Below are 13,019 nucleotides of genomic sequence, written 5' to 3'. Positions count from 1 at the left end.
GCAGTTTGACCGAGGAGGGATGGCCCCTCGGGGTTTGCGAGTTACTTCGTCAGAATGAGTTTGTTCGAGGCGGTGAGGCGCAGCCGATACAGTTCGGCGCCGTGGCGGATCATGAGTTCACGCCGTCCTTGCAGAAGCGCGGCGCTCTCCACGGCCGGAATGGTTACTTCCAGCCTGTCGCTCTGCGCATCCGACACCCGATGGGGACGGGTCATCTCGTTCATCTCGCCTCACGCCCTTCTTTTGTATTGCGAACGACTCTCAATTGCATAGACTGACTGCGTGGTCAAGGTCTTTCAGCACGGGTGAGGCAATGGAAATCGTTCAGGAACAGAGGCTTGGCATCGCGCGCCGGGCGCTGACAAAGGGCTGCGGCAGGCCCGGCTGCGCCTGCGCGCTGCCCGTGAGCGAACGCTTCGTGCTGTGGGCCCTGCGCCAGTGGCAGCAGGACCGCGCGCTGCCCCGCGAGGGCTCGACCCTCCATCGCGGGTTCAAGGTCGCGGGCGTTCTCGACGCGCTGCCGGATTTCGCGATCGCCATGGACGCGTTCCTGTTCGGCGCACGGCGCGCCATGGATATTCACGTGCCGACCTGCTCGAGCGTCAGCCACGACGAGGCGGTGCTGGTGGCACTGTGCGGTCTTGCGCAGGCGGATCATGACGCGCCGCTGGTGGCGTCCCTCGACATCATGATGGCGCCCACCGCATCCCGCGTGGCCGCGATTCGCCTGAAGGCATTTGCCGTCGCGCTCGCCGGCGCAGGCCTCAGGATCGCTCCGGCGGCCGGCGCCGCCGCCGGTCGCCTCAATTGAAGGCCGCTGCCATGACCGCCCCGATGCCCGATCGCCTCTCCGACCTGCAGCACGCCATGCGCGCGATCGCCGATGCCGTCGAGGCCCTGCCCGCGGAGTGCCGCGATCTCGCCGGCAATGCCCTGCTCAACATTGCCGCCGAGGCGGTGGCCCAGGATGTGGGCTTCACCGAGGCGGGCCGCATCTTCGCACGGCTGGGCGATCTGCTCTCGCGCGGCCTGCAGCCGCCGGCGCAGGAGGCGGTCTCGCTGTCCGGCTTCGACGCCTGAGTCAGATCTCGATGCGGCTGCCCAGTTCGACGACGCGATTGGTGGGCAGGCCGAAGAAGTCTCCCGCGCTGGCCGAGAAACGCGACAAGGCAAGGAAGAGCCTCTCCTGCCAACGCGGCAACGGCGATGCGCTGGCCGGCATGTATGTATTGCGACCGATGAAGTAGGACGTGCGCATCGGGTCGAACGGGATGCCCTTGTCCTCGAGCAGGGCGAGAGCGCTCGGTACGTCGGGTTGCTCCATGAACCCGTAGCGCAGCACGACCCTGTGCACGCCCTTGCCGAGATGCGTGACCTGGCTTCGGCCTTCGGACGAAACGAAGGGAATGTCGGGGACCTCAATGCTCAGCAGCACCACGTGCTCGTGCAGCACCTCATTGTGCTTCAGATTGTGCATCAGCGAGCGCGGCGCGTTGGTCGACGTGGCGGTCAGGTAGACGGCGGTGCCCTGCGGCCGGTGCACGCGGGCCGGGTTGATGCTCTCGAGCAGGGTTTCCAGCGGCAGCGCCTCTGCCTGCTCGTGTTTGGCGACGGCCGCCCGGCCGGTCAGCCAGGTCCACATGCAGAGGAAGATCAGCGCGGCAATCGCCAGCGGCACCCAGCCACCGTCGAGGAATTTCAGCATGTTGGACGAGAGCAGGGCCAGGTCGAGCGTCATGAACCCGCCGAAGACGAGGATGCTGAGCGGCCAGCCCCAGTTCCACTTTCGTATGGCGATGACGCAGACAAGCATGCTCGTGATCAGCATCGTGCCGGTGACGGCGATGCCGTAGGCCGAGGCGAGGTTGGTCGACGACTTGAACGCCATGATCAGGATGACGACGCCCAGCATCTGCAGCCAGTTGACCACCGGGAGGTAGACCTGCCCGAACTCGCTCGCCGAGGTGTGCTGGATGTGGACGCGCGGACTGAGGCCCAGCAGGGCGGCCTGCTTGGCCATCGAGAAGGCGCCCGAGATCGTGGCCTGCGAGGCGATCACCGTGGCGGCCGTGGCCAGGGCCACCAGCGGATAAAGCGCCCAATCCGGTCCGAGATTGAAGAATGGGTTGGCCAGTGCGGTCGGATCTTCGAGGATCAGCGCTCCCTGCCCATAATAGTTGAGGAGCAGGGCGGGCAGCACGAGGCCGAGCCAGGCCATGCGGATGGGCTTGGCGCCGAAATGGCCCATGTCGGCGTACAGCGCCTCGGCACCGGTGATGGCCAGCGTGATCGCCCCCAGCGCGATGAAGGCGACGATCTTTTCCCGTAGGGCGAAGCCGATCGCGTGGTGTGGCGACAGCGCCATCAGCACTTCGGGACGCTGCACGATCTGGTGGATGCCGAGCAGCGCCAGCACGACGAACCAGATGAGCGTGATCGGGCCGAACCATTTGCCGATGCCGCTGGTGCCGAAATGCTGGACCGAGAACAGCGCGACGATGACGCCGATCGCGATCGGGATGACCATCGGCTCGAAGGCCGGCGTGGCGACGGTCAAGCCCTCGACGGCGCTCAGCACGGAGATGGCGGGCGTCAAGAGGCAGTCGCCGTAGAACAGCGCGGCCCCGGCGATGCCCAGCAGGAGATAGAGGCGCCGCCGCCAGGGTGACGGGATGTTGCTCTGGCTGGAGACCAGCGCCATGAGCGCCAGCACGCCGCCCTCGCCCTTGTTGTCGGCGCGCATGACGACGGCGACGTACTTCAGCGTGACGACGACGATCAGCGCCCAGGTGATGAGCGACAGGATGCCCAGCACGTTGTCGTGCGTCGGCTGGATGCCGGTGTACTCGCTGAAGCACTCCTTGACCGTGTAGAGCGGGCTGGTGCCGATGTCGCCGAAGACGACGCCGAGGGCGGCCAGGGTCAGCGCCGCCCGGCGCCGCCGGCCAGCGGGTTCAACTGCGGTGCCGTTGGCGGCCATTTCTGTAACGCGACTCCCCCTGCGAACAATTGATCCTAGCCGCGAATTCCGGGACGCTGCAGTCCAGAATTCGTAACAAAGGAGGAAACCGTGGCCGAGAGCGATAACTACCGGAAGGGCAGCGAAATCCGCGCCAGCCTGATGGGGGAGAAATTCGCCGCCGACATGAACAAGTCGGTCTACGGCGACCCCATGATGAAAAAATTCGGCGACTACGCCCGCGAGGCGGTATTCGGCATGCTGTGGTCGCGCCCCGGCCTCGATCTCAAGACAAAGACGCTGATCTGCGTGATTTCCGACACCGCCCAGGCGCGCTGGCCGGAACTCGCCATCCACCTGCGTATGGCCCGCCGGCAGGGCTGGACCGAGGACGAATTGTCCGAGGCGCTGATGCACCTTTGCGGCTATATCGGCCTGCCGTCGGTGCGCGAGGCGCTGCTCACCGCCAAGGAAGTGTTCGAGGAACTGCGCAAGGAAGGCTGAGGCCGATGATGCTGATGACGGTGAGCGACCTGCCGCTGGAGCGGATCGCGCGCGGCAAGGTGCGCGATGTCTATGCGGTGGATGCCGACCGGCTGCTGCTGGTCGCGACCGACCGGGTGAGCGCCTACGACGTGGTGATGGCCGAGCCCATTCCGCAAAAGGGCGCCGTGCTGACCCAGGTCAGCGCCTGGTGGTTCCGCCAGCTGGGCGACCTCGTCGATCATCACATGATCTCGGCCGATGCCGATGAGATCATCGCCACGGTGCCGGCTCTCAAGGGCCACCGCACCGAGATCGCCGGCCGCGCCATGCTCTGCCGGCGCGGTACGGTATTCCCCATCGAATGCGTGGTGCGCGGCTACATCACCGGCTCGGCCTGGCGCGAATACGCCAAGGCTGGGACCCTGGCCGGCGAGACCCTGCCCAAGGGCCTGAAGGAGAGCGGCCGCCTCGATCCACCGATCTTCAGCCCGGCAACCAAGGCCGAGAGCGGGCACGACGAGAATATCACCATCGCGCAGATGCAGAAGGTGCTGGGCGCCGAGGTGACCGCCGAGCTCGAGAGGCTGACCCGCCTCGTCTACACACGCGGCCGAGATGTCGCGCTGAAGCAGGGCATCATCATCGCCGACACCAAGTTCGAGTTCGGCCGGACGGCCGATGGCAGGATCCTGCTGATCGACGAGGTGATGACGCCGGATTCCTCGCGCTTCTGGCCGCTCGACGGCTATGCCGAAGGAAGGCCGCAGCCCAGCTTCGACAAGCAGCCGCTGCGCGACTGGCTCGACGTCGAGCGCCATGCCGGCCGCTGGAACGGCGAGGCGCCGGCGCCCCGGCTGCCTGCGGAGGTCGTCGAGGCGACCAGCAAGCGCTACCTCGAGGCCTATCGACGCCTGACTGGCGCCGACCTGTCGGTGTAGAAAACCCGTCTCCTCCCCCGTGAAGCGGGGGAGGAAGCCATGGTTGCTTGAGCCTTACTGTGCGCTCCGCGCCAGTCGCGCGTTGCGCAGCACGAGCCGCTCGCGCATCCACAGGAAGAGCGCGGCGAGCGGCAGCCATCCGATCCAGCGCAGGCCTTCCATCAGGTATTCGCCCTGGGTGGTCGCCATCAGATAGTCGGCCTGGACCTTCCAGACACTGGCGGCGACTTCGAAGCCCAGCATCCAGATCAGGATGGCCGGCAGGAGCACCGTCAGTGGCTTCATGTTCTCGCTGAGGCGTTCCGCGTACCAGGGCGCCAGCGCGATCGAGAAGGCCAGCACGGCGAGGATCAGCTTGGCAGCCGGATGGGCCTCGAACCAGGTCGCCAGCATCGGCTCGCGGGTGATCATGCCGTAGGCGGTCCAGCACAGCACCGCGCCGCCCAGCAGGATCACCGAGGGATAGCGGTCGACCAGCTTGATGACGAGCTGGCTGCCCCAGACGATGATCGGCACGCTGATGGCAAGGCCCAGCAGGATCAGCAGGATCGAGCCGTGCGAGGCGCCGCCGATGGCCAGCACGTTGTCGATGCCCATCACCGCGTCGGCGATGATGATCGTGCGAACCGCTGCGGCGAAGCTCGCGGCCGGCGCCTTCACGAGGTGGCTTTCCTCGGCATTGTCCTGCGGCGTCAGCAGCTTGCGCGCGATCCAGACCAGCGCGAGTCCGCCGGCCAGCATGAAGCCGGGCACAGCCAGGATGTAGACGACGAGGATGGCCATCAGGGCGCGGATGGCGATGGCACCGAAGGTGCCCCAGAAGATGACCTTGTTCTGGCTTTCCTTGGGAAGGTTGCGCGCGACCAGGCCGATGATGAGGGCATTGTCGCCCGCCAGCACGAGGTCGATCAGGATGATGGCGAGCAGCGCCGAGAAGAACGCGCCCGAAAACAGTTCGAGTTCCATGAAAATCTCCAACAACGATTGAATGTGTGCCCACGCCGCGCGCTTCCCGGAGAAGGGCGGTCGGGGTCGCTTCAGCCAGTCGTCAGAGCTTTATCGGCACCTTCTCGACGGCGCCGGGGTCGGCGGGATCGAGCGGCCGGAAGAAGGCACCGGCCACGATGCGCAGGATCATGATGCCCGCGGCCATCACGCCGCCGGCCAGCAGCAGCTCGAGGAGATGCCAGTGACGCATCGCCAGAACCGAAAACTCGCCGCCCAGGTCGAAGAAGGCGAACTCCAGTCCGGCCTCGCCGAACCAGGTCGGATCGACCGCATCGCCGAACGACGCCAGGATCATGCAGATCACGATCGAGGCAACGAACAGCTCGCCGCTCGGAGACACGGTCCGGACGGCGTTGGCGGCGCGATGCGATCGATGGATCAGGCGCATGGTCGAGGCAATTTCCGGCGACGTCGTTTGCAGATCAAGCGCAAAGCGACAGGGCCGTCCCGAAATGTCGCAGCCGGCTCAGATTTCTACCCGTCGCAGTCGAAGTGCATTTCCGATGACGCTCACCGAACTGAGCGCCATGGCGGCAGCCGCGAGAATGGGGCTAAGGGTGATGCCGAGGAGCGGATAGAGGACGCCCGCCGCCACCGGCACGCCGGCCGCATTGTAGACGAAGGCGAAGAACAGGTTCTGCCGGATGTTCGCCATGGTGGCCCGCGAGAGATGGCGGGCGCGGGCGATGCCCAGCAGGTCGCCCTTCACCAGCGTGATGCCGGCGCTCTCGATGGCAATATCAGTGCCGGTGCCCATGGCGATGCCGACGTCGGCGGCGGCCAGGGCGGGCGCGTCGTTGACGCCGTCTCCGGCCATGGCGACCACGCGGCCCTCTCCCTTCAGGCGCTGGACGATCCGCGCCTTGTCCTCTGGCAGGACCTCGGCCTCGACCGCATCGATGCCCAGCCGGGCCGCGACCGCGCCGGCACTGCGCCGGTTGTCGCCGGTCAGCATCACGATGCGCAGGCCCGCTTCGCGCAGGCGCTTCAGTGCTTCGGGCGTGGTGTCCTTGACCGGATCGCTCACCGCCAGCAGCCCCTCGGCCCGGCCGTCGACCGCCAGCAGCACGACGGTGGCCCCGTCCTGCCGCAGCGCATCGGCCTTCGCGTCGGCCGCGGCGACGTCGATCCCGGCTTCGCGCAGGAAGTTCGCATTGCCGAGCAGCAGGCGTCGGCCCTCGGCCGTACCCGACACGCCCTTGCCGGCGGGCGAAGCGAAGCCTTCGACAGTCGCCATCGCCATGCCGCGCGCCTGCGCGCCGGCCAGGATCGCGATGGCGATGGGATGCTCGCTGCCGCGCTCGAGGCTGGCGGCCAGCCGAAGGATCTCGCCTTCCGGAAGGTTGCCCAAGGGCTCGACGGTCGACAGGGTCGGCTTGCCGAGCGTCAGGGTACCCGTCTTGTCGACCACCAGGGTGTCGACTTTCTCCAGCCGCTCCAGCGCCTCGGCGTTGCGGATCAGGATGCCGGCGGCGGCGCCCCTTCCGACGCCGACCATGATCGACATCGGCGTGGCGAGGCCCAGCGCGCAGGGGCAGGCGATGATCAGCACGGAGACCGCCGCCACCAGCGCGTAGGAAAGCGCAGGTGACGGACCCCAGATCGACCAGGCGGCGAAGGCGACCACCGAGACGGCGATCACCGTCGGCACGAACCAGCCCGCCACGAGATCGGCCAGGCGCTGGATCGGTGCCCGGCTGCGCTGCGCCTCGGCCACCATCCTGACGATGCGCGACAGCATCGTATCGCTGCCGACCAGTTCGGCCTTCATGACGAAAGTGCCACTGGCATTCACGGTGCCGCCGATGACCTTGGCGCCCGCTGCCTTCGAAACCGGCATCGGCTCGCCGGTGATGCTCGACTCGTCGACCGATCCGGCACCCTCGATTACGGCGCCATCGACCGGCACCTTCTCGCCCGGCCGCACGCGTAGCCGGTCGCCGACCGCGATCCGGTCGATCGCCACTTCGGCATCGTTACCGTTGGCGTCGACGCGCAACGCGGTGCGCGGCGCCAGCCCCAGCAAGGCCTTGATGGCGCCGCCTGTCGCGTCGCGGGCGCGCAGTTCCAGGACCTGGCCCACCAGCACCAGCACGACGATCACCGCGGCCGGCTCGAAATAGACCGGCACCGATCCGTTGGCGCCGCGCAGGCCGGAGGGGAACAGGCCGGGCGCCAGGGTCGCCACGACGCTGTAGGCCCAGGCGACGCCGGTGCCGAGCGCGATCAGGGTGAACATGTTGAGGTGGCCGGTCTGCACGGACTGCCAGCCGCGCACGAAGAAGGGCCAGCCCGCCCACAGAACCACGGGCGTGGCGAGTGCCATCAGCAGCCAGGGCATGAGCCCGTGCGGCAGCAGCCCGTGCAGATTGAACAAATGCCCACCCATGTCGAGCGCCACCAGTGGGACGGCGAGCGCGCCGCCGATCCACAGGCGACGCGTCATGTCGACCAGTTCCTCGTTCGGCCCGTCATCGAGCGAGATCTCGGCAGGCTCCAGCGCCATGCCGCAGATCGGACAGCTTCCGGGGCCGACCTGGCGGATCTCCGGATGCATCGGACAGGTGAAGATGGTGCCGGGCGCCACCGGCGGCGCAGGCGGTGCTTCCTCGGGCTTCAGGTAGCGTGCCGGCTCGGCGGTGAACTTCTGCAGGCACTTGGGATTGCAGAAGTAATAGGTCTGCCCCTCGTGCACGGTCGTGTTCTTCGCGCCTTCGATCTTCACCTTCATCCCGCAGACGGGATCGATGGCGATATCAGGGTCCGCGGCCGGAGCGGCGGCAGGCGCATGGGAGGCGTGGCAGCAGGCGTGGCTCATGCTTGCTATCTATACCCTACGGGGGTATGGTTCAAGGATGGACGACAAGCTCAAGAAGTCGCAGCTCGCACGCCTCAGTCGGATCGAGGGCCAGGTGCGCGGCGTCGCGCGCATGATCGAGGAGGAGCGTTACTGCATCGACGTGCTGACGCAGATCCGCGCCGTGCGCGCCGCGCTCGACAAGGTCGAGCAGGAGACCCTGGGCGACCACCTGCAGCATTGCGTGGCGCACGCCTTCCATGCCGGCTCCGACAAGGACCGGCAGATCAAGATCGACGAGATCCTCGAAGTGCTGGATAGTCGCAGGCGCTGACGGGGAATGCCGATGACCCTCATCCGCCCGCTGAGAATGATTGCACCAGCGCTCCTGCTTGCGCTCGCGGCGTGGGTGCTTGCCGTTGGCGCTGCGTCCGCTCATGGCGGTCATGCCCATAGTGGTCATACCCACGCGGACGACCGTCCCGTGACCGTCGTGGCTTCGCAGCCGGTCGCGCATGAGGAGCCGGTCGCGCCGGTGACGAGCCTGCCGGATGGAACGGCGCTTCCTGCCACGCACGAGGGCGGCACCTGTCCAGGCGATGGCGCGGCAAACCACAGCGAGGGCTGCTGCACTATTGCCTGCCATGCGGCAATGGCCGCCCCCGGCATCGATCCCTGGGCAGGTCCCAGGATCGCGACATCGGTCCCGATGCTCGTGAGCGACCTGCTCGAGGGCCGTTGCGGCGACCGTTCGGAACGTCCTCCCAGATTCACCTGAGCGCGTTCGCGCCATGAGCGTGTGCTCGGTCGTGAGTCGCTCGCCGACTCGCTAGCTCCGACGCCCGACTTGCGCGAACGCAGGGAACTCGCCGCCGTCCGGCCGCGAGACACGTCCCGCTGCGTTCACGTCAATCCTGTCCGGGCTTCCGTCATGAAATTTCTGATCCCAGCCATGCTTGCGCTTGGAGCGGCAGCATGCGCCGCGCCTCCCTTGCCAGCGTTGTCGCCTGACGACGCTTCCAGCCCCGATGCCGCCATCGTCGGCACGCCGTACCAGCCGGTGATGTCCGGCACCGCGCCCCATGCGCCTGTCGGCCTGAAGCCGTGGCGGGAACTCAACGATCGTGTCGCCCCCGCGGCCGGGCGGTCGCAATGAACGCCTTCCCACGGGTGGCCGTCGTCACCCTCGTCGGCCTGCTGGCCGCCGGTTGCGCGAAGTTCACCGACGATGGCGGCATGGCGCCGGTCACGGACGGCGTTCGCCGGGAGATCGGCCGCGACGCCGTGAAGATCTCCTCGCCGGAAGACATGCGACGAGCCCGCGAGCGCGTGCAGTCCCTGCTGGCGGAACCGCTCAGCGAGGAGGCGGCCGTCCAGATCGCGCTCCTGAACAATCGCGGCCTGCAGGCGGCCTACAACGACCTGGGAATCTCGGAAGCCGAGTATGTCCAGACGAGCCTGCCGCCCAATCCCGCAATCACCCTGAACCGCACGTTCGGCACGGGAAACTTCGTGGAGTTCGGTTTCCAGCTCGTCGGTAACCTGCTGGCCTTCGCGACACTGCCCGCCAAGACCGAGATCGCGAAGCGCGAGTTCGAGGAGGCGCGCTATCGCGCGGTCGCAACGACTCTCAGCCTTACGATCGACGTGCGGCGCGCCTACGTGCGCGCGCTTGCCGCCCAGCAGCGCCTGGCCCTGCTCGAACAGGCGCGCCAGACGGCTGACGCCTCGGCGCAGATGATGAAGCAGCTGGGCGAGACCGGCGCGGCCAACAAGCTCGACCAGGCGCGCGTCTCCGCCTTCTATGCCGACCTGAGCATCCAGGTCGCGCAGGCGCGGCTGGCCGTCACCACGTCGCGGGAGGCCCTGACCCGGATCCTGGGCCTCTGGGGAAGCGATCTCGCCTACCGGCTTCCCGCCCGGCTGCCGGTCCTGCCGGCCGCCGTCGACACGCTGGCCGACGTGGAAGTCGATGCGATGCGACGGCGCGTCGACCTGATCGTCCTGCGGTACGAGATCGTGACATTGGCGAAGTCCGCGAACTTCGTGAATGCGACGCGCTACCTCTCGTTCCTGGAACTGGGCCTCGGCTACCGCAACGAGGTCGAAACCGGCAGCACGGGCGAGCAGACCTCCAAGAACAGATACGGGATCGAACTCGGCATCGTGATCCCCGTCTTCGATACCGGCCAGGCCCGGATGACGTCCGCCCACGAGATATACATGCGGGCGATCAACAGGCTCGTCGAACGGTCGGTCAATGCCCGTTCGGAGGCGCGTGTCGCCTATGCGACGTACCGCGCGACCTATGACATCGCGAAATACTACCAGTCGCGCATCGTTCCGCTCCGGCGCCAGATCTCGTCCGAGGTGCTGCTTCGATACAACGGCATGCTGACCGACGTCTTCGAGGTGCTGATCGAGGAGCGCGAGCGGATCAACGCGAGCATCGGGGCGCTCGATGCCTTGCGCGACTACCACCTCGCCGTCGCCGATCTCCAGGCCGCCCTGATCGTCGGCGGCACGGTACCGCCGTCCGGCGTGATCAACACGACCCCGCCTCCCGAAACAATTCCACTCGGACTCTAGGAAAGGAGAACGACATGAGCATTTCCAGGCGCGATCTCGTCGGAGCATCGGGGCTCGCACTCCTCGGCGCCGCCGCCGTCAGCGGTCGCCTCCAGGCGCAGTCGATTCCCGAGGCGCCGACCTCCACCACGAACACGATGCAGCCGCCGCTCTATCCGACCAGCGGACCCGACTACCAGCCGGTCGTGACGCTGAACGGATGGACGCTGCCATGGCGGCAGAACGGCGACTGGAAGGAGTTCCATCTCGTCGCCGAGCCGGTCGAGCGCGAGATGGCACCCGGCATGACGGCGCGCCTGTGGGGCTACAACGGCCAGAGCCCCGGTCCGACGATCGAGGCGGTCGAGGGCGACAAGGTGCGCATCTTCGTGACCAATCGCCTGCCCGAGCACACGACCGTCCACTGGCATGGGCAGCTCCTGCCGTGCGGCATGGACGGCGTCGGAGGGCTCACCCAGCCTCACATCAAGCCGGGCAAGACCTTCGTCTACGAGTTCCAGCTCATGAAGAGCGGGACCTTCATGTACCACCCGCATGCCGACGAGATGGTGCAGATGGCGATGGGCATGATGGGCTTCTTCGTCGTCCATCCCCGCGATCCGAAGCAGCATCGCGTCGACCGCGACTTCGTGTTCCTGCTGAGCGCCTACGACATCGAGCCCGGCGGCTACGTGCCGAAGGTCGCCGAGATGCTGAACTTCAACATGTGGACCTGGAACAGCCGGGTGTTCCCCGGCATCGACCCCCTGGTCGTGGCGAAGGGAGACAGGGTGCGCGTGCGCGTCGGCAATCTCACCATGACCAACCACCCGATCCATATGCACGGCTACGACTTCGAGGTTACCTGCACCGACGGCGGATGGGTGCGGCCGGAGGCGCGCTGGCCCGAAGTCACGATCGACATCCCGGTGGGCGCCATGCGCGCCTTCGAATTCGATGCGATCTACCCCGGCGACTGGGCGATCCACTGTCACAAGTCGCACCACACGATGAATGCGATGGGGCATGACCTCCGCAACTTCATCGGCGTCGACAAGAAGCAGTTCGCCAGACGGATGAAGCGCCTGGTGCCCGACTACATGCCGATGGGCAGCGCCGGTATGGCCGACATGGGCGAGATGGAGATGCCGCTGCCGGACAACACGTTGCCGATGATGACCGGTTTCGCCCAATTCGGCGCCGTGGAGATGGGCGGCATGTTCTCGGTCGTGAAGGTGCGCGAGGGCATCGGGTCGAACGACTACAAGGACCCCGGCTGGTACCAGCATCCGCCCGGAACGGTGGCCTGGGAATGGACGGGACCGCCGCCCGCCGCCACCCGTGCGCCCACACCCGTGCCGACCGCCAAACCCGCCGGCGCGCCGGCGCGCGTGGTCAAGCCGTCGTCCCATGACTCCCACAAATAGTTCGACCGAGGAGGCAATCGTGAAAGCCAGAACGTTCCTGACGGCATCGATCGTCGCGGCCCTGCTGGCCGGCGTGGCCCTCGCGGCACCCGGCCATGCGCCGGGCGAAGGCCATGATCATGGCGGTGAGACGCCGTACGGCAAGCCGGGAGATCCGAAGAAACCGGCGCGCGTCGTCCAGGTCGTCTTCCGCGAGGACGAGGGGAAGATGTTGTTCCTCCCAGACAACTTCAGGTTCAGGAAGGGCGAGCAGGTGCGCTTTCAGCTCCGCAACAACGGCGCGGTCGACCACGAGTTCGTCATCGGCACCGTCGAGGAAAACCTGAAGCACATGAAGGAGATGGAGAAGAACCCCGACATGGAACACGACAATCCCAACGCGAAGCGCCTGAAGCCCAGGACTACCGGCGAGATCCTCTGGCAGTTCACCAAAGCGGGCACGTTCGACATCTCCTGCCTCATCCCCGGACATCGGCAGGCGGGCATGACCGGCACCATCGTCGTCGAGTGAGTCCCTCAGGAACGGAGATTTACATGTTCAGGAAGATCGTCACGGCGATGCTGGCCACGATCGCGTTCTCGGCGCCCGCAGGGGCCGACAGCGGCATGGTGCAGGCCGAAGTCATGAAGGTCGACAAGTCCGCGGGGAAGGTCACGCTCAAGCACGGGCCCATCAAGAGCCTCGACATGGATGCGATGACCATGGTGTTCCGCGTCGCCGATCCCGCCATGCTCGACGGGATGAAGGCCGGGGACAGGATCGAGTTCGAGGCCGGTCGCGTCAACGGCGCCATCACCGTCATCAGGGTTGGCAAGGGTCGCTGACGGCGCGAGTC

At 66.8% G+C, this 13,019-nt stretch carries 16 protein-coding genes; 11 read left to right on the top strand and 5 right to left on the bottom strand.

Annotated features, from left to right (window positions below):
- Positions 1–41: 41 nt before the first annotated feature.
- Positions 42–224 carry a hemin uptake protein HemP gene (locus Q0Q48_RS14330; protein ID WP_295138754.1) on the bottom strand — a complete coding sequence of 61 codons (183 nt, stop codon included), beginning with the start codon at positions 222–224 and terminating at the stop codon, positions 42–44.
- An 89-nt stretch (positions 225–313) separates the two neighbouring features.
- On the opposite strand from Q0Q48_RS14330, the gene Q0Q48_RS14325 reads away from it, so the two are divergent.
- Together Q0Q48_RS14325 and Q0Q48_RS14320 are read left to right on the top strand one after the other, a co-directional pair.
- The gene (locus Q0Q48_RS14325) at positions 314–811 is read left to right on the top strand and encodes a hypothetical protein (RefSeq protein WP_295138752.1); all 498 of its coding nucleotides are present in this window, start codon (positions 314–316) and stop codon (positions 809–811) included.
- 11 nt (positions 812–822) lie between these two features.
- A complete protein-coding gene (locus Q0Q48_RS14320; RefSeq protein WP_295138748.1) occupies positions 823–1,080 on the top strand; it encodes a hypothetical protein in 258 nt (85 codons plus the stop codon).
- 1 nt (position 1,081) lies between these two features.
- Here Q0Q48_RS14320 and Q0Q48_RS14315 read toward each other — a convergent pair whose 3' ends face one another.
- Complete coding sequence (locus Q0Q48_RS14315) at positions 1,082–2,980, bottom strand: potassium transporter Kup (protein ID WP_295138745.1); 1,899 nt, start codon at positions 2,978–2,980, stop codon at positions 1,082–1,084.
- Positions 2,981–3,070: 90 nt separating this feature from the next.
- On the opposite strand from Q0Q48_RS14315, the gene Q0Q48_RS14310 reads away from it, so the two are divergent.
- Positions 3,071–3,463: a carboxymuconolactone decarboxylase family protein gene (locus tag Q0Q48_RS14310; RefSeq protein WP_295138742.1), complete on the top strand. Its 393-nt coding sequence runs from the start codon at positions 3,071–3,073 to the stop codon at positions 3,461–3,463.
- A 5-nt stretch (positions 3,464–3,468) separates the two neighbouring features.
- A complete protein-coding gene (locus Q0Q48_RS14305; RefSeq protein ID WP_295138739.1) occupies positions 3,469–4,383 on the top strand; it encodes a phosphoribosylaminoimidazolesuccinocarboxamide synthase in 915 nt (304 codons plus the stop codon).
- A 54-nt stretch (positions 4,384–4,437) separates the two neighbouring features.
- Here the strand turns inward: Q0Q48_RS14305 and Q0Q48_RS14300 are convergent, their stop codons facing one another.
- From Q0Q48_RS14300 to Q0Q48_RS14290, 3 genes are all read right to left on the bottom strand, one after another.
- Complete coding sequence (locus Q0Q48_RS14300) at positions 4,438–5,349, bottom strand: TerC family protein (protein WP_295138737.1); 912 nt, start codon at positions 5,347–5,349, stop codon at positions 4,438–4,440.
- An 82-nt stretch (positions 5,350–5,431) separates the two neighbouring features.
- Positions 5,432–5,779 carry a hypothetical protein gene (locus Q0Q48_RS14295; RefSeq protein WP_295138734.1) on the bottom strand — a complete coding sequence of 116 codons (348 nt, stop codon included), beginning with the start codon at positions 5,777–5,779 and terminating at the stop codon, positions 5,432–5,434.
- A gap of 78 nt (positions 5,780–5,857) precedes the next feature.
- Complete coding sequence (locus tag Q0Q48_RS14290) at positions 5,858–8,209, bottom strand: heavy metal translocating P-type ATPase (RefSeq protein ID WP_295138730.1); 2,352 nt, start codon at positions 8,207–8,209, stop codon at positions 5,858–5,860.
- 37 nt (positions 8,210–8,246) lie between these two features.
- Here Q0Q48_RS14290 and Q0Q48_RS14285 point away from each other — a divergent pair, with 37 nt between their 5' ends.
- From Q0Q48_RS14285 to Q0Q48_RS14255, 7 genes are all read left to right on the top strand, one after another.
- A complete protein-coding gene (locus tag Q0Q48_RS14285; RefSeq protein ID WP_295138727.1) occupies positions 8,247–8,522 on the top strand; it encodes a metal-sensitive transcriptional regulator in 276 nt (91 codons plus the stop codon).
- Between the two features lie 150 nt (positions 8,523–8,672).
- Positions 8,673–8,966, top strand: coding sequence for a hypothetical protein (locus Q0Q48_RS14280; protein ID WP_295138724.1), 294 nt, complete (start codon positions 8,673–8,675; stop codon positions 8,964–8,966).
- Between the two features lie 222 nt (positions 8,967–9,188).
- Positions 9,189–9,344, top strand: a complete 156-nt coding sequence (locus tag Q0Q48_RS14275; RefSeq protein ID WP_295138721.1) for a hypothetical protein — start codon at positions 9,189–9,191, stop codon at positions 9,342–9,344.
- A complete protein-coding gene (locus tag Q0Q48_RS14270) occupies positions 9,341–10,777 on the top strand; it encodes a TolC family protein (protein WP_295138718.1) in 1,437 nt (478 codons plus the stop codon). The genes Q0Q48_RS14275 and Q0Q48_RS14270 overlap by 4 nt, the downstream gene beginning before the upstream one ends.
- Before the next feature lie 14 nt (positions 10,778–10,791).
- Complete coding sequence (locus Q0Q48_RS14265) at positions 10,792–12,183, top strand: copper oxidase (RefSeq protein ID WP_295138715.1); 1,392 nt, start codon at positions 10,792–10,794, stop codon at positions 12,181–12,183.
- 19 nt (positions 12,184–12,202) lie between these two features.
- On the top strand, positions 12,203–12,694 hold the full coding sequence (locus Q0Q48_RS14260; RefSeq protein WP_295138713.1) for a cupredoxin family protein: 492 nt from the start codon (positions 12,203–12,205) through the stop codon (positions 12,692–12,694).
- A 47-nt stretch (positions 12,695–12,741) separates the two neighbouring features.
- Positions 12,742–13,008 carry a copper-binding protein gene (locus Q0Q48_RS14255; protein WP_295138837.1) on the top strand — a complete coding sequence of 89 codons (267 nt, stop codon included), beginning with the start codon at positions 12,742–12,744 and terminating at the stop codon, positions 13,006–13,008.
- Positions 13,009–13,019 lie beyond the last annotated feature (11 nt).

It is taken from the genome of uncultured Reyranella sp., from assembly GCF_945957355.1.
In the GTDB taxonomy this organism is placed as follows: domain Bacteria; phylum Pseudomonadota; class Alphaproteobacteria; order Reyranellales; family Reyranellaceae; genus Reyranella.
Note: the sequence above shows the minus strand (reverse complement) of the source record. Positions and strands in the feature narration are given on the sequence as shown.